Below are 19,280 nucleotides of genomic sequence, written 5' to 3'. Positions count from 1 at the left end.
GCCAAAGCGCCGGCGCGGTACAATAGCGCGATTTTTTTGCGCGCTTTAATTTAAAGGAAGGCGCGCTCGTGATCGTTGTTCGACTTGCCGCCCCGTCCCGTCCCCACAGCACTCAGCCATGACAGTCATCAAACAGGAAGACCTCATCCAGAGCGTCGCCGACGCGCTGCAGTACATCAGCTACTACCATCCGCTCGACTACATTCAGGCACTCGGCCGCGCGTACGAGCTCGAGCAAAGCCCGGCCGCCAAAGACGCAATCGCGCAAATCCTGACGAACAGCCGCATGTGCGCCGAAGGCCGCCGCCCCATTTGTCAGGACACGGGCATCGTCACGATCTTCCTGAAGATCGGCATGGACGTGCGCTGGGGCAGCGAAAGCGGCCCGGCGACGATGGGCGTCACCGACATGGTCAATGAAGGCGTGCGTCGCGGCTATCTGAATCCCGACAACGTGCTGCGCGCATCCATCGTGAGCCCGCCCGAAGGCGCCCGCAAGAACACGAAGGACAACACGCCGGCCGTCATCCACTACGAGATCGTGCCGGGCGACAAGGTCGACGTGCAGGTCGCGGCCAAGGGCGGCGGCTCCGAAAACAAATCGAAGTTCGCGATGCTCAATCCGTCCGACTCGATCGTCGATTGGGTGCTGAAGACCGTGCCGACAATGGGCGCTGGCTGGTGCCCGCCAGGCATGCTCGGCATCGGCATCGGCGGCACCGCCGAGAAGGCGATGCTGATGGCGAAGGAATCGCTGATGGAGTCGATCGACATCCAGGACATCATCGCCCGTGGCCCGCGCGACTGGGTCGAAGCGTTGCGCATCGAGTTGCACGAGAAAGTGAACGCGCTCGGGATCGGCGCGCAAGGGCTCGGCGGCCTTGCCACCGTGCTCGACGTCAAGATCATGGCCGCGCCGACGCATGCGGCCTCCAAGCCGATCGCGATCATCCCGAACTGCGCGGCAACGCGTCATGCGCACTTCACGCTGGACGGCACGGGCGCGGCCCATCTCGAAGCGCCCTCGCTCGATGCGTGGCCGAAGGTGCAGTGGGAGCCCAATACCGAAACCAGCAAGCGCGTCGACTTGAACACGCTCACGCCCGAGGAAGTCGCAAGCTGGAAGCCGGGCCAGACGCTGCTGCTGTCGGGCAAGATGCTGACGGGCCGCGACGCGGCGCACAAGCGCATCGCCGATATGCTCGCCAAAGGCGAGAAGCTGCCCGTCGACTTCACGAACCGTGTGATCTATTACGTCGGCCCCGTCGATCCGGTGCGCGAGGAAGTCGTGGGGCCGGCCGGTCCGACCACGGCCACCCGCATGGATAAGTTCACGGAAACGATGCTCGCGCAAACGGGTCTCATTTCGATGATCGGCAAGGCCGAGCGCGGCCCCGTGGCGATCGACGCGATCAAGAAGCACAAGGCGGCTTACTTGATGGCCGTCGGCGGCGCCGCCTATCTCGTTTCGAAGGCGATCCGCGGCGCGAAGGTGCTCGCGTTCGAAGATCTGGGCATGGAAGCGATCTACGAATTCGACGTGTTCGACATGCCGGTGACCGTCGCCGTCGATTCGACGGGTACGTCGGTCCATCAGACTGGGCCCAAGGAATGGCAAGCCAAGATCGGCAAGCTGCCCGTCGTGACGGCGTAATTGCGCACTACGCGCGTAGCGTGTATTGATGAAAGCCGGGCCAGCGTGCCCGGCTTTTTCGATGGGGGCATCGACCGAACGGCTGACATCGGGCGCAAAGCCTTGGCTTTTGCCGACTCAGCGTTTATCGTTTGCCTTCACTAGCCCCACCAAGAAGGAGCCACGATGCAAGGCGACAAGAAGGTCATCGAATATTTGAACGCGCAGCTCAAGAACGAGCTCACGGCGATCAACCAGTACTTCCTGCACGCGCGGATGTACAAGCATTGGGGGCTCGATAAGCTCGGCAAGCACGAGTATGACGAGTCGATCGGCGAAATGAAGCACGCCGACATGCTGATCGAGCGCATTTTCATGCTCGACGGCCTGCCCAATTTGCAAGATTTGCACAAGCTGTTGATCGGCGAGGAAACGAAGGAAATCCTCGAGTGCGATCTGAAGCTCGAGCAAGGCTCGCAAGCGACCTGCAAAGAGGCGATCGCCTATTGCGAATCGGCGCGCGATTTCGTTTCGCGCGGCATTTTTTCGACGATCCTCGACGATACGGAAGAGCACATCGACTGGCTCGAAACACAGCTCGATCTCATCGACAAGGTCGGCATCCAAAACTACCAGCAGTCGGCAATGGGCGCGCCCTCCGAGTCCTGATCGTCCGACGCCACCTGCCCGCACCACGCCGGCCATGACCGTACCGAACGATGCGTCCTCGCGCAACGCCATGCCGTTGCCGGAGCCCTTTGCGTCGCCGCACAATCCGGCACCCATCGGCATCTTCGATTCCGGGCTCGGCGGGTTGTCGGTGCTGCGCGCCATCCGTGCGCAGTTGCCGCACGAGGCATTGCTGTACGTCGCCGATTCGCTGCACGCACCCTACGGGATGCGCGACAACGAGTTCATCTCCGAGCGCACGCTCGCGATCGGCGAGTGGCTCGCCTCGCAAGGGGCCAAAGCGCTCGTCGTCGCGTGCAATACGGCGACGGCCGAATCGATCGCCCTCGCGCGTGGGCGGCTGGCCATGCCGATCATCGGCGTGGAACCCGGCATCAAGCCTGCGGCGAGTCAATCCAAGTCGCGCGTTGCGGGCGTGCTCGCCACGCAAGTCACCCTTCGTAGCGAACGCTTCCGATCGCTGATCGAGCGCCATGCGGCCGACTGCCACTTCATCTGCCAACCGGGGCACGGCCTCGTGGAGGCCGTCGAGCGGTGTGAAATCGATACGCCCGAGGTACGCGCCCTGCTCGCGCACTATATCGAGCCCATGCTCGCCGCCGGCGCCGACACGCTGGTTCTAGGCTGCACGCACTACCCGTTCCTCGATGCCGCGATCCGCGACATTGCGGGGGCGCGACTCGCGCTCATCGATACGAGCGTAGCGATCGCGCGGCAACTCGAGCGCGTGCTCGAAGCGAACGGCCTGCTTGCGCCGGTGAGCCGGCAGTGCGCCGCCCCACCGCGGCTTTTTTCGACAGACGAAGGCATGCACATGCGCCGGCTCGCCTCTACCCTGCTCGGCCTCGACGTCCCGGTCGAGCAGGTGTCGATCATCGCACCCGGCGATGCGTCGGACCGCTCGCACGCCGCTTGAGCAACTCGCGCTAGCAATATCCACCGAATCAGGGAAACGCTGGCACACCCGCTGGAGCGGCGCGCGCACCCGCATGGGCCGCTTCCCAACCAATCAGGGCGCGATCCCCTAAACGCGTCGCCAACAATCGCTTGTTACAAAAAATCGGACGACCTGCTTGCCAAGCGCACGAAACGTAATGATAATAGTTCGCATTAACGTTTTGTCGCCGCCTCAGCCATGATCGTTTGCGTGTGCAAGTCCGTTTCCGACCGTAAAATCCGTGCTGCCATCGCGGAAGGTGCCGACACGTTCGAAGCGCTTCAGTTCGAGCTCGGCATCGGCACCTGCTGCGGCAAATGTGAGCCGTCCGCGCGTGAAGTCATGGCGCAGTGCGGTCTGTGCGAGACCGAATGCGGTGTCGAGCGGCGCGCACCGTCCCAACCGATGCATGTGACGTTTTACGAGCGCAAGGCCGCATAAGCGCGGCGTCGTCCCCCTCTCTTCTTCCCGTTTTCTCGTCTGCACGCCAATTCGCTACAGCCAGCAGCCGCTCGTCTTGCTCTAGGAGCCCGAGATGGAATTGCTTATCGGTTTTGTTGCGACGTTGTTCATTTCTTTGTTGGTCTGTCGCACATGAAGCGGCATTGCTTAATGCACGGCGCCCGCGGCGGCGCGTTTCGCTCGCGCTAAGATGCGAGCCTCGTCTTTCGCTGCGACCGGCATCGGGCCGGCAGCACCGTTCTCCATGCCGCACTCGCGCATCCTCGCCGCTTTCTTCTGTGTAGCGCTCGCCCATGCGGCCCTGATTGCCGTATTCGTCGCTACCGCGCGTACGCCAGCGCCGCGCGCCATTCAGTCTACGGCGATCATTGCACAGTTGCTGCAGCCGGAACCCGATGCGACACCCGTGGCCGTGCAATCGACGCAGCAGCAGAAAGTCGCACACGCGCCTACCGAGCTTCACCGGCCACAAGCAAGGGCGGGGCATGCGCCGAAGCCGAGCGCCGCCCGGCCGCCCGCGGCCACGGCCACGGCAACAACACCCACACCCACACCCACGGCCGCAGCCCGCTCAATCGTCTCCACCGCGGCATCGCCGAATCAGTCGAGTCAACCGCCGGCGAGTTCGCCAAACGCCGTAGCACAGCCAGCAACCGCCTCAGCCGCAATCGCGTCCTCCGCCAAGGCGCCCGCCACACGCGAAACAATCGCGCTCGCCGCGCCAAAGCATGTCGAGCATGCCGACTGCCGCATCACCAAACCCGCCTATCCGGAGTTATCTAAACGGCGCGGCGAAACGGGAACGGCAACCGTGCGGTTCATCATCGGCACGACCGGTGGCATCGAATCAGTCTCGCTCGTCAAGAGCAGCGGCTTTTCGCGTCTCGACGACGCCGCCGTCGAAGCACTGCGCTCAAGCACCTGCCAGCCGTACCTCGAAAACGGCTCGCCCATCCGCGTGTTCTACACGCAAGCATTCACGTTCGGGCTCGACGACTGACGAGCACCACGAAAACCCATAGTAAAAGGCCCTCATCGGGCGATGAGGGCCTTTTTTCGTGCGCACGCGGCGCCTTCGGGCGGCGGGCTCGCATACCATCGGACTGGTTCGAGCACCGCATGCGATCGCCGTGCCCTGCACGGACCACGCGGTCTGCCCTATCCGGCTTGCTATAAGAGCAGCCGTCTGGTTTCGCATTGGACGCCCCAACGCGAAAGGCACTTCACTATAGGCCCCAGCGCTCGACGCTTCAAGCCGCCGGCCATTGAAACTACCGATCGTCGACGCGGCTTAAATGACAAAAACGATTCGCCTCGCCTCGCTGCATCAACGTGCCGGGCCATCCACCGCGACAAGCGCCGCCATATTCGCCAATTGCGCGGCCCTCACCTGCTCGCTCGTCGGGCATTCGAGCATCGTGTGCTTGGCCTCATCGAGCTTCTCGACGAGAAAATCGACGAACGCACGCACCGCCGGCACCATACCCTGACGCGATACGAACGCAGCGGATAGTTGCGGCGCCGGCAACGTCCAGCCCGGCATGACGGGCGAGAGCTGTCCCGTACGCAATGCGGCGCCGTACATCATTTCGGGCAGCGCGGCGATCCCGACACCTGCGAGCACCGCTTCGCGCAGCGTCGACAAGTCAGCCGTCACGAGACGCGGCTCGTGTTCGTGAATGTGTCGCCGCCCATCCGGCGCAATCAGATGAAAAGCGTGTCGGCTGTCGGCGCTCGGCGTGTCGAGCGTGTCGAAACGTGCGAGATCCGCGGGCGAAACAGGCGGTGCATTCTGGCTGAGCAGGCTCGGCGCGCCCACGAGCATCTGCTGCGTGCGCCACAGCGGACGCACGACGATGTTCGCGTTCTCGGGCGGATCGGAGCGGACGCGCAAGGCGACGTCGATCGAATCCTCGTAGAGATCGATGACGCGATTGGTCACACGGATCGAGATGCGTACTTCGGGAAACCGCAACAGGAATTCGGAGAGGATGCCCGAAAGGATCGTCTGCGATATCGTCACTGGCACACTCACGCGCACGGTGCCGCGCGGTGCGGAGCGCAACTCTTGCACGGCATTCATCGCGGCCTGCGCTTCGGACAGCATCAATTGGCAATGCCGGAAGAAGCGCTCGCCGGCTTCGGTCAACACGAGCTTGCGTGTCGAGCGCTGCAACAACCGTACGCCGAGCGATGCTTCGAGCTCGGCGACCCGCCGCGACAGTCGCGACTTCGATACGCCAAGCACGCGCTCGGCAGCCGAAAACCCGCCGTGTTCGACGACTTGCGCGAAGTACATCAAATCATTGAGATTCTGCGAATCGAGTTGCATGTCATCGTTCCAGCGATAGGACAATCCATTGCTCGGGCCACGGCTAAAAGGAGCGGGAGCCCGTCCATATAATAGACCTCACATATTGACGCGACGCGCAAGCGTCCTTCCGAGGTATTTTTCATGACCCAATCCCGCACGATTCGCCATACGATCCCCGCCATCCGCACAGTGGAAGGCGGCGGCTTCATCGTTCATCGGCCCTTCCCGACCCGAATGTTAATGGACTTCGATCCGTTTTTGCTGCTCGACGAAATGGGCCCCGTCGATTACGCCCCGGGCGAAGCCAAAGGCGCACCGGACCACCCGCATCGCGGCTTCGAAACCGTGACCTACATGCTCGAAGGCAGCTTCGCGCATAAAGACTCGGCCGGCCATTGCGGCGTGCTCGGACCCGGCGACGTGCAATGGATGACGGCCGGCGCAGGCGTCGTGCACAGCGAAATGCCCGATCCCGCGTTCGCGCGCGCCGGTGGCCGCGTGCACGGGTTTCAACTCTGGGTAAATCTGCCGCGTCGCGACAAGATGATCGCGCCGCGCTACCAGGAAATTCCGTCGCAACGCATTCCGACGGCCACGACGAGCGACGGCACCGTGCGCGTCAAAGTCATCGCGGGCGAAGCGCTCGGCGTCAGGGCCGCGATCGAAACTCACACGCCGATTCTCTATCAGCACTTCACGCTCGAGGCAGGCGCATCGATCGTTCAACCCGTACCGCGCGCCTATCGCGTATTCGCCTATGCTCTGAGCGGAACGGGACGATACGGCGACGAGCAGCGCGAAATCGGTGCGCAACACATGGTGATTTTCAGCGACGATGCCGATGCGGTCGCACTGACGGCCGGCTCGGAACCGCTCGACGTCCTGCTGATCGGCGGTGCGCCGTTGAATGAGCCGGTCGTACGCCACGGCCCGTTCGTGATGAACACCGAAGACGAGATCCGCCAAGCCATCGTCGACTATCAAGCGGGGCGGATGGGCGAAATCGCTCACTGAACGATCGATGGAACCGCCGCATGCCGCCACATGCCGGCATGTGGCGCGCGCTGAGCGCGGACGCCGGTGAATTGCGTCACAATAGCCGCTCTCGCTGGTAGAGTTCGCACCGCCCCCTTAGCGGCACTGACGGGCGGGCCAGCGCCACAACCAGGAGGACAGGCATGAGCGAGCGCGTTGTCACCGCAACCATCGGCGCCACCCACTACCAAGTCACGTTCGACGACGGCGCCCATCATTTGTGGCACGCCGACGAGCCCGAGTCGCTCGGCGGCGGTGACCGCGCCCCCACCCCGGTATCGCTTTTGCTTTCTGGATTGGGTGCATGCACGTCCATTACGTTGAAAATGTATGCGCAGCGCAAGGGCTGGCCACTCGAGGACGTGCAAGTGTCGCTCTCGATGCGTGCCGGCGATCAAGGCTCGACGATCGACCGCAAGATCGTCTTGCACGGCGAGTTGACGGACGAACAACGCGAGCGGTTGCTGCAGGTCGCCAATGCGTGTCCCGTCCACAAGATACTGACGCGCCCGATCGCCATCAACACCGGGCTCGTCGCGACGTTGCCCGCCACGCCCGACGAAGCGTGAACCCCCGACCGCTGCGTTTGAAGCCGAAGGAACGCCCTTGAATTTTGAACACCTCGTCCAAGTCAACGATCCGCTGAACCCGCTCGCGGAGACACTCACGCGCGACCAACTGTGGGAAGGTCTCGTGCTGCGCGCCGAGCAACCGCAGCTTTTCGTGTTGGGCCTCGATAGCTGCACGATCCTCTCGCGCACGACGAACACGCTCGAGCGCGAATTACACTACGGCCATGCGACGGTACGCGATCGGGTGACGCTGACGCCCGGAGAAAGCGTGCGCTACGACATCCTCGCCACCGAGGCGTACGTCGGTGGCTCGCTCACGATGACGATCGAGCAGCCCGACGCCTTGCAGCTTTTTCTGCGATTCGAGTATGCAACGACGCTACCGACACCTGACAGCGAAGACGCCCGCCAGACGAACGAGATCGTGAAATCGGCGTACCGTGAGGCCGACATCGATACCGTGCGTCTCATCCGGGAATATGCGCGCGATCCGAAGCGGCCGCAGCCGCTCCACTGAACGGACATCCGCACCGCGACGCTATACGCGAGAAGAGTAGGAAGCACTAGGGACGCGGCCATCGGCTCGTTGATGGTTGCGCCCTATCAACGCCCTATCTCGATGAATTTGTTTTTTACAATCGATAATGATTCTCATTTATAGTTCTTGTTATCGAATCGAACAACCGATGCCCCAAGCCAAACATGAGTGAACCCACGCGCCACCCTACGCTCACGTTGAGAGCATCATCGAACACCGTGGCCCGCTCGCGCTCGAAAGACACATCAACGGCTGCCTTGGTCACTCCGCACGGCCTTACGCGACGCGAAAACATCGATGACACCGCCGATCACACGCTATCGAGCGCTCACTTGCTGCAAGGGCGCAATCGCATATTTATCGAACACAACGGCGAGCAGTATCAGTTGCGCGCCACGCGTCTAGGAAAGCTGATCCTGACGAAGTAAGCACCGAGTATTGTGGGGACCACCTCCAGGAGAGGTGTTGGGCAGTAGCCAGCGCAACGCAAGCACGTGAGGCAAGCACGTGAGTCTAGACCCCTGCGTGCACCTGATTGAGCAACGTTGCAGCCAGCCATGCCGTCTTTTTCTATCCCCGTGTGTTTCCATCCTCGTCGTGCTATCGCGCGAAGCCCCAGAACATTAGCCACCAGGCGCTGTCCACAACGGCCAGCGCAGCAACGACGAACCCCATCGCACTCACTCGCACCGCCACACGCGATGCGTACTGCCGCGTCACGCGCCACGCGAGCCATGCGCTCCACATATTCGCAACTGCAAGCACGCCGATGCGCACCGTCGACGCCCAGTCGAGCGGGACATGCTCGGCGCGAAGCAGCGACAAGGTCGTGGCGGACAATCCCAAGAACACCCCCGTACCGGCTACAGGAATGAGCGCCTGAGTGAGATGGTGCAAACGCGCGCGATCGAACGGGCCGAGCACACGGACACTCGCGGCTACGAGCGCCAGCAACGCTGTGCCGTACACGAACCCTGTCGCCAAGATGTAGCCGATCAGCAATGTGCCGTCGAGCCAGGAAAACACGTCGTTTTGGTCGGGGTAATGCGTGAGGAGGAACCACGGCGCATTGTTATCGAGCATCCACGTGAAATCGTGATCGATCAGCCAGGTGGCAAGAAACTGCTTGATCTCGATAAACCATGGGCTCGCTGTCCAGTGAAACGCACCGATGGCGATGCCGAGCAGGCCGTACAGAATAAGCGCCGTATCCCAGCCGTTCGCCGCATCGCGACCCAGCTTGACCACTTCGTGCGAGGGCGAGCGCCAGGCCAAGGCGATGGCATCACGATGGCCGCTGCAGCGGCCGCACATGTGGCAAGACGCTGCCCCCTTCATGTTTCTCAACGGCACCAACGGTGCGCAGTTGATCGGAATCACGCGATGCCCGCGCTCTCCCGCCGTATACGAACGCCGCCACGCGGCCTCGTCGACTCGATAGTGAAAAGGAGCCAGGCGCGACAAGAGCGAAAACACGCCGTTCACGGGACACAAGTAACGACACCAAACGCGTTTATCACGACCATAGAGGAAGCCGATGACCATCGCTGCCAGCGTCGAGCCGCCCAGCACGAGCAACACGGCGCGCGGATACTGGTAGACGCTGACCATTTGGCCGTAGATCGTCGTGAGGCCGAATGCGACGAACGGCCATCCGCCCCAGCGGATCCAGCGCGGAATCGCACGCCCTCGACCATGACGGCTGGCGAATTCGGCCAGCGCGCCTTCAGGACACAGGACACCGCACCAAACCCGACCGAGCAAGACCATCGAGAGCAGCACGAACGGCCACCAGATGCCCCAAAAGACAAACTGAGCAGCCAGCGTCAGATTGTTCCAAAGATGCGCGCTTTCACCAGGCAACGGCAAGCAGACCGGAACGATGATGAGAAAAGCGTAGACCGCAACGACAATCCACTGGATGGCGCGAATCTTCGCGCCGTTGCGCTGCATCCATGCACCGACGCGAGCGAGCCGCCTAGGATCGGCGGCGGAACATGCCGGCGTACTCATGCCGGACGGCCGGCGGCTGCGGCCGGCGCGCGACCGGCACGCCGCGCGAGCCAACCGACGACGAGCCAATAGAGCGCGTAGGCGATCAGGTTGGTCAGTGCTGGATGCGCGCGATAGCCGGTCAGCGCGGCGACCATCGAGCCTACGGTGCTCGAATCGTCGAGGATCCTGGAGCTATCCCACACCTGCGCGATTCCGAGCGGCAAGATCTCTTTATCGATGAGCTTGTCGACCCCGGTTTGCAGCAGGCCGGCGCCGAGCAACAGCAGCATGATTTCCGTGACACGGAAGAAACGGCGCCACGAAAATACGCGGCCGCCGAGCTGCAGGATGTAGAACGTTAGGAAGGCGAGACCGAGCCCCAGCACGATTGCGAACACGTCGGCTTGACTCACGCGCCCAGATTGTCCGAAGCCGAGCCCGTAAAGAAAGATGACCGTTTCGCTGCCCTCGCGCGCGATCGCGAGCGCGACGAGAATCGCAACACCCCAGCCGTTGCCGTCGCGCGTGTGATCCTGCAGCGAGCGTTCCATGTCGCGCTTGAGCGTGCGCCCATGCCGCTTCATCCAGAGGACCATTTGCACGATCAGCGCGCACGCGATCAGCACCATGCCTGTCTGGAAGTAGTCGGCCGCATCGCCCGACAGCACTTCGCTGAAGCCGACGAGCGCCGCGCCGAGCGCGACGGCTGCCAGCACCCCGGCGCCCACGCCCGCCCACAGAAACGGCAAACCTCGCCGCGCATCGGTGTCGCCATTCTTCAGCCACGCGTAAAGAATGCCCACGACGAGCAAAGCCTCGACGCTTTCGCGCCATACGACGAACACTACCTGGCCCATCTCAAACTCCTGAACGCGCAGCGTTCCACCACCGCGAGCAAAAACCGCTATTTGACGACGATGACGCCTCGCGCCGACTGGTGGAAATCGTCGAAGAACTTGTATTCGCCCGGCGTTTGGGGCGCAATCACGACGACCGACTGAGCACCGGGCGCAAGCACCTTTTCCTTGCGCAATTCGACGCTTTCGAATTCCGCCGCACCCTTGCCGGTGTTGCTCACCTCGATCCGAATACGCTTGCCCGCCGGCACTTCGATGCGCGCGGGCGTCAACTTGCCGTCAGCCATGTCGAGCTTGACCGTCACGGCGTCGTCGGCGTGCGCGGCCATCCCGGCAACGGCGAGCAGGCAAGCCAGCGTGGCCTTCGAACCCAATTTCATGATTGTTCCCCTATACCGAGCCGTGCGACTTAGTAGCCGCCCTTCTTGCCGATGCCGGCGAACGTGAAGTCGTATTGCAGCGTGATCGGCTTGAACCACGGACCGACGCCCGTTTCTTTATCGATATGGCGCCCGAACGCCATATGACCCGTTTGCATCGGCGGCTCGACCACGAGCGTCAAATGGTATTTGCCAGCCCCGAACAGCTTGACGTTGTCGCCGTAGTGCGGGCCGTCGCTCGCCACCATGGGCATCAGATCGCCCTTGATCGACTGCGTCGAACCGACCTTCGTCAATTGGTAATGGACTTGCAGATAAGGCATCCAATCACCTTCCGCGAAGCCTGTCGGATTGTTTTTTACGGCGTGGATGTCGGCTTCGAGGTGGACATCGGAATCCGACGCCTTGCGCATCATCCCTTCGGGATCCATCGTGATCGGCTGCAGATAAACCGCGCCGATTTCCATGCCGCCCTGCACCTGAGCCTTGCCGATCGGATATTCGGCCGCCGACGCCGCTATCGCGGTTATCGCCGCTATGGCTGCCACGCCGCTCACAATCCAGGTGGAACGCTGCATCGAAAACTCCTCTTTTTGCCTTAATTGGATATCGGATGGCGAAGCGCAAATCGCGCATGTCGCAAAAAAATGCCGTGAATTGACAATTGACGCGACCGCGCGCCTTTTCACGCTTCGACTGTGTCGCGCCCGTATGAAAATGCAAACGCGAATGCGAACGATTATCAATCAAGTATAAGTGTACACGAATACTCCACCCGGACCAAGCGACCCTTTAGCGCACCCGATTCCTTGCGTCGCGCCCCGCCCTCAATTCGCCCCGGGAACCGAGTCGCCCACATTCGCCCCGAACACACGCTCGCGCAGTACGGCCAGTTGGTCGCGCGCCGCGGCCGCCTTTTCGAATTCGAGATTCTTGGCGTGCTCCATCATCTGCTTCTCGAGCCGTTTGAGTTCCTTGGCGAGATCCTTCTCCGACATGTCCTCGAACTTGGCGCGCTGCTGCATCTCCTTCAATTCCGCACGCGCTTCGTCGGCGTTGTAGACACCGTCGATGATGTCCTTGACCCGCTTGACGACACCGCGCGGCGTAATGCCCATGCGTTCGTTGTGGGCAATCTGCTTGGCGCGGCGCCGCTCGGTCTCGTCGATCGCGCGGCGCATCGAATCGGTGATCCGGTCGGCATAGAGGATCGCCGTGCCGTTCACGTTGCGCGCCGCTCGGCCGATCGTCTGAATCAGCGAGCGCTCCGCGCGCAGAAAGCCTTCCTTGTCCGAATCGAGAATCGCCACGAGCGATACCTCGGGGATGTCGAGACCCTCGCGCAACAAGTTGATCCCGACCAATACATCGAAGGCACCGAGCCGCAGATCGCGGATGATTTCGACGCGCTCGACGGTATCGATATCGCTGTGCAGATAACGCACCTTGACACCGTGATCGGCGAGGAACTCCGTGAGCTGCTCGGCCATGCGCTTTGTCAGCACCGTCACGAGCACGCGGTCGTTCGCGGCCACGCGCGCGTTGATCTCGCTGAGCACGTCGTCCACCTGCGTGCGTGCCGGGCGCACTTGCACGATCGGATCGACGAGCCCCGTCGGTCGTACGACTTGCTCCACGACCTGCCCCGTCTTCTTTTTCTCGTAATCGGCCGGCGTGGCCGAGACGAAAACGGCTTGGCGCATCTTGTGTTCGAACTCGGGAAACTTGAGCGGCCGGTTATCGAGCGCAGAAGGCAGCCGGAAACCGTATTGCACGAGATTTTCCTTGCGCGAACGGTCGCCGTTGTACATCGCGTTGAGCTGCCCGATCAGCACGTGCGATTCGTCGAGCAGCATGACCGCGTCCGGCGGCAGATAATCGACGAGCGTCGGCGGCGGCTCGCCGGGGGCCGCACCCGAGAAATGCCGCGAATAGTTTTCGATGCCTTTGCAAAAGCCGAGCTCCTGCAGCATCTCGAGATCGAAGCGGGTCCGCTGCTCGAGACGCTGCGCCTCGACGAGTTTGCTTTCGGCGTAGAAGAATTCGAGACGCTCGCGCAACTCGTCCTTGATCGTCTCGACCGCACGCATGACCGTTTCGCGCGGCGTAACGTAGTGCGAGGACGGATACACCGTGAAGCGCACGATCTTTTGCCGAACGCGGCCCGTCAGTGGATCGAAGAGCTGCAACGACTCCACTTCGTCGTCGAACAGCTCGATGCGCAGCGCCATTTCGGCATGCTCGGCCGGAAACACGTCGATGGTATCGCCGCGCACACGGAACGCCCCGCGCTGGAAATCGGCTTCGTTGCGGTTGTACTGCATCGCAATCAAGCGGGCGATGACGTCGCGCTGGCCGATCTTGTCGCCCGTGCGCAGCGTCAAGATCATTTGGTGATATTCGCTCGGGTTGCCGATACCGTAAATCGCCGACACGGTCGCCACGATCACCACGTCGCGCCGCTCCATCAAGCTCTTGGTGGCGGACAGGCGCATCTGCTCGATGTGCTCGTTGATCGAGGAATCTTTCTCGATGAACAGATCGCGCTGCGGCACATAGGCTTCCGGCTGATAGTAGTCGTAGTACGAGACGAAGTACTCGACCGCGTTGCGCGGAAAGAACTCGCGAAACTCCGAGTAGAGCTGCGCGGCCAGCGTCTTGTTCGGTGCGAACACGATGGCGGGCCGCCCGAGCTTGGCAATCACGTTCGCCATCGTGAACGTCTTGCCCGAGCCCGTTACGCCGAGCAGCGTCTGGTACGACAAGCCGTCCTCGACGCCCTCGACGAGCTGCGCGATGGCGCTCGGCTGGTCGCCGGCCGGCGGATACGGTTGGTAGAGGTGAAACGGCGAGCCCTCGAATTCGACGAACTTCGATTCGTCGAGGACTTCAGCGGCATGGGGATGAGCTTCGGACATGGAAATGGCGCTTCCTTCGCCGACAAAACAACCATTCTAGCGTTTCGCGAACGCGCGGGCAGCGTCGCGCCACCCTGGCGCGAACCGCCCCCTGCCGCAGGTCGGGACGTCGTTCGAGTCCGAATTTCGGGTCCGAACACACCGAAAAATGCACGACCGTTCACGCACATTCGCCACGCTTGCAGCAAAAGCGCGCGAACACGGCGACGGGATTCGTTACAATCTCGTATTTCGCGCCCGCCGAGCCGAAGACGTCGGCTCCCGATCCGCCCGCTTCACCGGCGGATACGAGGCGCATGCAGAGCCTGCCCGTTTCTTACTACCGCCGATAGACACCATGTCCCTGTTCTCCGCTGTCGAACTCGCTCCCCGCGACCCGATCCTCGGCCTCAACGAGGCCTTCAACGCCGATACACGCCCGACCAAAGTCAACCTCGGCGTAGGCGTCTATACGAACGAGGAAGGCAAGATTCCGCTGCTGCGCGCGGTTCGCGAGGCGGAAAAAGCGCGTGTCGATGCAGCGCTGCCGCGCGGCTACCTGCCGATCGAAGGGATCGCGGCTTACGATGCCGCCGTACAAAAGCTGCTGCTTGGCGAAACGTCGCCGCTGATCGCCGCGGGCCGCGTCGTGACGGCGCAGGCGCTCGGCGGCACGGGCGCGCTGAAGATCGGCGCCGATTTCCTGAAGCGCGTGAACCCGAATGCGAAGGTTGCGATCAGCGACCCGAGCTGGGAAAACCACCGTGCACTGTTCGAAAGCGCCGGCTTCGAGGTGGTCGCCTACCCCTACTACGACGCGCATACGCACGGCGTCAATTTCGAGGCGATGCTCGCCGCGCTGAACAGCTATCCGGCCGGCACGATCATCGTGTTGCACGCTTGCTGCCACAACCCGACCGGTGTCGACCTGAGCGACGCGCAATGGAAGCAGATCGCCGAGGTCGTCAAGGCACGCGGCCTCGTGCCGTTCCTCGACATCGCCTATCAAGGCTTCGGCGACGGCATCGACGCCGACGCGGCAGCCGTGCGCCTGTTCGCCGCGGCCGAGTTGAACGTGTTCGTGTCGTCGTCGTTCTCGAAGTCGTTCTCGCTGTACGGCGAGCGCGTGGGCGCGCTGTCGATCATCGCCGACAGCAAGGATGAAGCGGTGCGTGTGCTCTCGCAACTGAAGCGCGTGATCCGCACGAACTATTCGAACCCGCCGACGCACGGCGGCGCGATCGTGGCGACGGTGCTCGGCACGCCGGCATTGCGCACGATGTGGGAGCAGGAACTCGGCGAAATGCGCGAGCGCATTCGCGCCATGCGCAACGGTATCGTCGAACGCCTGAAGGGCGCCGGCGTGACGCGCGACTTCAGCTTCGTCAACGCGCAGCGCGGCATGTTCTCCTACTCGGGCTTGAGTTCCGCCCAAGTGGATCGCCTTCGCGAAGAGTTCGGCATTTACGCGGTGGGCACGGGCCGCATTTGCGTGGCGGCACTGAACACGCGCAACATCGAAACGGTGGCGAACGCGATCGCACACGTGCTGAAGTAATGGTGCATGCGGGTCGCGCGCGATGCGCGGCCTACGCGGTGCGACACGCACGGCGCGGCGCCCTTTTCAGGGCGCCGTTTTTTTGCACCGTCGAACTTTAACGACGGTCGCGATGGATGTCGTGGGTGACGAACCCCGCATCGTTCTCGGGCATGTCGAGCCAGCCCGGTTGCACCAAGCTCTCGCGGATGTCGCGCAAGCCGCTACTCCAATGCACGTTCATCGTCGACAGACCGAACTGGTAGTCCTTGTAGTTGCCGTCGAATTCCTTGTCGCGATAAATCAACTCGACCACGTTGTAGCGGTGCGAGGACGACAACTCCTCGGCCAGCTTGCACCACGGATCGTCGCGATGCTCGGGCGCAACGCGCGTGAGCACTTCGCGCAGCACGTGTCTGAAGCGCTGCGAGTGCTGCATCATGTCGGTCACGAGGCGCGTGCGGCTCGAGTATTGAATGTCTTTCATGCGCCCTTGCACGTCCGTGAGGTTCGTCGGCACGGGACCCTGCGCGCTCCACAAATCGACCTGAAACGCGAGCGTATCGCGACGCGGAGAAGCTTGGATAACCTCGGACAGCGGCGTGTTGGACATGAGTCCGCCGTCCCAGTAGTACTCGCCGTCGATCTCGGTCGCGGCGAAACCGGGCGGCAGCGAACCGGAAGCGATGAAATGTTCGGCCCGCAGCTTCGTATGCTGATTGTCGAAATAAGCGAAGTTGCCGGTGCCGACATTGACCGCCGCAATCGAAACGCGTGTCTCGCCCGAATTGATCCGGTCGAAATCGCACAAGCGCTCGAGCGTCGACTTGAGCGGTGCGGTGTCGTACCAACTGGCGGTGCCGGGCGTACCTGAAACAAACGGCAGAGGCGGCGGCATGCGCGGCACGAAGAAGCCTCTTTGGCCGTCGACTAGCGCACTCAGTGCCTGCATGGTGGTAAAGGCGGTACGTACGGGGGTAGACGAATCGAAGAACGCGTGCTCGACGGCCGGCGGCAACGGAAACCCGTATGCGGGCTGACATACCGTGTCCCAGAACGCTTTCAATTTCGACACGCGATCCTTCGGCGCGTTGCCGGCGATGATCGCGGTATTGATCGCGCCGATCGAAATCCCCGCGATCCAATTGGGCAGGATGCCGGCTTCGTGCAAGCCCTCGTAGACGCCGGCTTGATATGCGCCGAGCGCCCCGCCGCCTTGCAAGACGAGCGCCACCGTTTGATAGGGAGGCAAGGCAGCCGGCGGTACGGCGCCGGCCCCTCGCCCTGCCGCGTGCTGCCCGCCGGTATCCGCGGATGTCGCACCCGCGCGAACACGCCGCATAGCATTGCGCTGCCCCATCTCGCCTCCTTCTTTAGATCATGCACCAGCCGTGCGATACGAGGAACGACTGCCCCGTCAACGCGGCACTCGGGAACGTGCACAGGAACAGTACGGTCTGCGCGACATCCTCCACCGTGGTGAACACGCCATCGACCGTCTGGCCGAGCATGACACGCTTGATCACTTCTTCTTCAGTGATGCCGAGCTCCTTCGCCTGCTCGGGGATCTGTTTGTCGACGAGCGGCGTGCGCACGAAGCCGGGGCACACGACGTGCGAGCGGACGTTGTGCGCGGCGCCTTCCTTCGCAAGAACCCGCGACAGGCCGAGCAACGCATGCTTGGCAGCGACGTAGGCGGACTTCAACGGCGATGCCTCGTGCGAATGCACCGAGCCCATATAGATGACCACGCCGCCGCGATCGCCCTGGTACATGTGCTTGAGCGCGGCCTTCGTGGTGAGGAAGGCACCGTCGACGTGAATGGCCTGCATCTTCTTCCAATCGGAGAAGCTGTAGTTTTCGATCGGATTGACGATCTGGATTCCGGCATTCGATACGAGAATGTCGACGGAACCGAATTTCGCCGCGACTTCGTCGATGCCGCGATTGACGGCGTCTTCATTCGTCACGTCCATGGCGATGCCGAGCGCCTTGCCGCCCTCCGCGACGATTTGCTCCGCAACCGCCTGGGCTCCGGCCAGATTCAAATCGGCAATCGCCACGGCCGCGCCCTGGGCCGCGAGCGTACGCGCGATTTCCTTGCCGATCCCGCTCGCCGCACCCGTCACGACCGCGGCCTTCCCGTTCAGATTCGTATTCAACGACGACATTCGTCACCTCTCAAGCATGGTTGGACAATGACATCATGGCGCGCGGCGCGTCGCAACCTGGCAGAATTTCATATGCCTTTCGGCCGAGTGCCGCACCGCGACCGACTTCGCTATTGTGCCCGAACGGCCGGCGCGAGCGCGACTTGCCGCAAATCGGATTAAGCTCTGGCTGTTCACGACACCAAGGAGACGTACATGAATTACCGGCGACTCGGCCGTTCGGGCCTGCAAGTCAGCGAGCTATCGCTGGGCTCGTGGGTGACTTACGGCAGCCAAGTGGATCGACACGCCGCGCGCGAATCACTCGCCGCAGCGCGGGACGCGGGCGTCAATTTCTTCGACAACGCCGAAGTTTACGCAGGCGGCAAAGCCGAAGAAATCATGGGACATGCGCTCAAGGAGCTCGCTTGGCCGCGCGTGAGCTACGTGATTTCGACGAAATTCTATTGGGGCCTGCGCGAAGCGCCCAATCAGTACCACACGCTCAATCGCAAGTACCTGCACGACGCGATCGACAGTTCGCTCGCCCGCCTACAACTCGATTACGTCGACCTCGTGTTTTGCCATCGCGCCGATCCCAACACGCCGCTCGAAGAAACGGTCTGGGCGATGAGCGACATGATCGCGCGCGGCAAGGCGCTTTATTGGGGCACTTCGGAATGGAGCGCCGACGAGATCCGCGCCGCTTACGAAATCGCCGAGCGCCATCATCTGCACAAGCCAGTGATGGAGCAGCCGCAATACAACTTGTTTTGCCGCAAGCGCGTCGAGCAAGAATACAAGCGGCTCTATGAAGACATCGGCCTCGGCTTGACGACATGGAGCCCGCTCGCATCGGGGTTGCTGACGGGTAAGTATCGGGCTGGCGTACCCGAGGGCAGCCGGGCGCAGTTGGAAGGCTACGATTGGTTGCGCGGACGGCTAACCGACACCGCCAAGAACGAACGCGTGGCTCAACTCGGCACGGTGGCGCAGGAGCTCGGCTGCACGATAGGCCAACTGGCGATCGCCTGGGTGCTCAAGAACCCGCATGTCAGCACTGTGATTACCGGCGCCTCCCGGGTCGAGCAGATCGGGGAGAACATGAAAGCGACGGAAATAGCCGCGCGCATCACACCGGAAATTCGGCAAAGGATCGAAGAGATCGTCGGCGACATAGAACAATGACACAGCGATGACGGCGGCGCGCGGCATGGTTCGCGCACTGCCGTACAATATGCGCCCGTTCGCCCGTTCGCCCGTTCGAGCGCAAGCCGGCGCGG

The 19,280-nt window shown here is 62.4% G+C and carries 19 protein-coding genes; 11 read left to right on the top strand and 8 right to left on the bottom strand.

Annotated features, from left to right (window positions below):
• Positions 1-118 precede the first annotated feature (118 nt).
• The 5 genes from J3485_RS06865 (at position 119) to J3485_RS06845 (ending at position 4,722) form a co-directional block, all read left to right on the top strand.
• Positions 119-1,654, top strand: coding sequence for a fumarate hydratase (locus tag J3485_RS06865; RefSeq protein ID WP_206951767.1), 1,536 nt, complete (start codon positions 119-121; stop codon positions 1,652-1,654).
• 165 nt (positions 1,655-1,819) lie between these two features.
• Complete coding sequence (gene bfr, locus J3485_RS06860; RefSeq protein WP_206951766.1) at positions 1,820-2,302, top strand: bacterioferritin; 483 nt, start codon at positions 1,820-1,822, stop codon at positions 2,300-2,302.
• 70 nt (positions 2,303-2,372) lie between these two features.
• A complete protein-coding gene (gene murI / locus J3485_RS06855) occupies positions 2,373-3,239 on the top strand; it encodes a glutamate racemase (protein WP_242538694.1) in 867 nt (288 codons plus the stop codon).
• 219 nt (positions 3,240-3,458) lie between these two features.
• Positions 3,459-3,701, top strand: a complete 243-nt coding sequence (locus tag J3485_RS06850) for a (2Fe-2S)-binding protein (protein ID WP_206951764.1) — start codon at positions 3,459-3,461, stop codon at positions 3,699-3,701.
• 211 nt (positions 3,702-3,912) lie between these two features.
• Complete coding sequence (locus tag J3485_RS06845; protein ID WP_242538505.1) at positions 3,913-4,722, top strand: energy transducer TonB; 810 nt, start codon at positions 3,913-3,915, stop codon at positions 4,720-4,722.
• 327 nt (positions 4,723-5,049) lie between these two features.
• Here J3485_RS06845 and J3485_RS06840 read toward each other — a convergent pair whose 3' ends face one another.
• Complete coding sequence (locus tag J3485_RS06840) at positions 5,050-6,054, bottom strand: LysR family transcriptional regulator (RefSeq protein WP_206951763.1); 1,005 nt, start codon at positions 6,052-6,054, stop codon at positions 5,050-5,052.
• Positions 6,055-6,177: 123 nt separating this feature from the next.
• Here J3485_RS06840 and J3485_RS06835 point away from each other — a divergent pair, with 123 nt between their 5' ends.
• From J3485_RS06835 to hemP, 4 genes are all read left to right on the top strand, one after another.
• Positions 6,178-7,050 (top strand): pirin family protein, encoded by an 873-nt coding sequence (locus J3485_RS06835; protein WP_206951762.1) that lies wholly within the window; start codon positions 6,178-6,180, stop codon positions 7,048-7,050.
• A gap of 164 nt (positions 7,051-7,214) precedes the next feature.
• Positions 7,215-7,640, top strand: coding sequence for an OsmC family protein (locus J3485_RS06830; protein ID WP_206951761.1), 426 nt, complete (start codon positions 7,215-7,217; stop codon positions 7,638-7,640).
• A 37-nt stretch (positions 7,641-7,677) separates the two neighbouring features.
• Positions 7,678-8,160 carry an SRPBCC family protein gene (locus J3485_RS06825; protein WP_206951760.1) on the top strand — a complete coding sequence of 161 codons (483 nt, stop codon included), beginning with the start codon at positions 7,678-7,680 and terminating at the stop codon, positions 8,158-8,160.
• 185 nt (positions 8,161-8,345) lie between these two features.
• Positions 8,346-8,609, top strand: coding sequence for a hemin uptake protein HemP (hemP, locus tag J3485_RS06820; protein ID WP_206951759.1), 264 nt, complete (start codon positions 8,346-8,348; stop codon positions 8,607-8,609).
• Between the two features lie 172 nt (positions 8,610-8,781).
• On the opposite strand, the gene J3485_RS06815 is transcribed toward hemP, so the two are convergent.
• From J3485_RS06815 to uvrB, 5 genes are all read right to left on the bottom strand, one after another.
• Positions 8,782-10,194, bottom strand: a complete 1,413-nt coding sequence (locus J3485_RS06815; RefSeq protein ID WP_206951758.1) for a 4Fe-4S binding protein — start codon at positions 10,192-10,194, stop codon at positions 8,782-8,784.
• On the bottom strand, positions 10,191-11,033 hold the full coding sequence (locus J3485_RS06810; RefSeq protein ID WP_206951757.1) for an FTR1 family iron permease: 843 nt from the start codon (positions 11,031-11,033) through the stop codon (positions 10,191-10,193). Before J3485_RS06810 ends, J3485_RS06815 begins: the two co-directional genes overlap by 4 nt.
• A 47-nt stretch (positions 11,034-11,080) precedes the next feature.
• Entirely contained in the window at positions 11,081-11,413 is a 333-nt protein-coding gene (locus J3485_RS06805; RefSeq protein WP_206951756.1) for a cupredoxin domain-containing protein, read from the bottom strand.
• 29 nt (positions 11,414-11,442) lie between these two features.
• Positions 11,443-11,991, bottom strand: coding sequence for an iron transporter (locus J3485_RS06800; RefSeq protein ID WP_206951755.1), 549 nt, complete (start codon positions 11,989-11,991; stop codon positions 11,443-11,445).
• 249 nt (positions 11,992-12,240) lie between these two features.
• A complete protein-coding gene (uvrB, locus tag J3485_RS06795) occupies positions 12,241-14,331 on the bottom strand; it encodes an excinuclease ABC subunit UvrB (RefSeq protein WP_206951754.1) in 2,091 nt (696 codons plus the stop codon).
• Between the two features lie 337 nt (positions 14,332-14,668).
• Between uvrB and J3485_RS06790 the strand changes: the two genes are divergently transcribed.
• Positions 14,669-15,868 carry an amino acid aminotransferase gene (locus J3485_RS06790; RefSeq protein ID WP_206951753.1) on the top strand — a complete coding sequence of 400 codons (1,200 nt, stop codon included), beginning with the start codon at positions 14,669-14,671 and terminating at the stop codon, positions 15,866-15,868.
• A gap of 97 nt (positions 15,869-15,965) precedes the next feature.
• On the opposite strand, the gene J3485_RS06785 is transcribed toward J3485_RS06790, so the two are convergent.
• Positions 15,966-17,207, bottom strand: a complete 1,242-nt coding sequence (locus tag J3485_RS06785) for a DUF3734 domain-containing protein (protein ID WP_206951752.1) — start codon at positions 17,205-17,207, stop codon at positions 15,966-15,968.
• Positions 17,208-17,220: 13 nt separating this feature from the next.
• The gene (locus J3485_RS06780) at positions 17,221-18,018 is read right to left on the bottom strand and encodes a 3-hydroxybutyrate dehydrogenase (RefSeq protein ID WP_206951751.1); all 798 of its coding nucleotides are present in this window, start codon (positions 18,016-18,018) and stop codon (positions 17,221-17,223) included.
• A 195-nt stretch (positions 18,019-18,213) separates the two neighbouring features.
• On the opposite strand from J3485_RS06780, the gene J3485_RS06775 reads away from it, so the two are divergent.
• A complete protein-coding gene (locus J3485_RS06775; protein ID WP_206951750.1) occupies positions 18,214-19,185 on the top strand; it encodes a potassium channel beta subunit family protein in 972 nt (323 codons plus the stop codon).
• Positions 19,186-19,280 lie beyond the last annotated feature (95 nt).

Origin of the sequence: Trinickia acidisoli (genome assembly GCF_017315725.1) — a bacterium.
GTDB classification, from domain to species: domain Bacteria; phylum Pseudomonadota; class Gammaproteobacteria; order Burkholderiales; family Burkholderiaceae; genus Trinickia; species Trinickia acidisoli.
The sequence above is the reverse complement of the archived record's forward strand: the minus strand, read 5'-3'. Positions and strand labels throughout refer to the sequence as shown.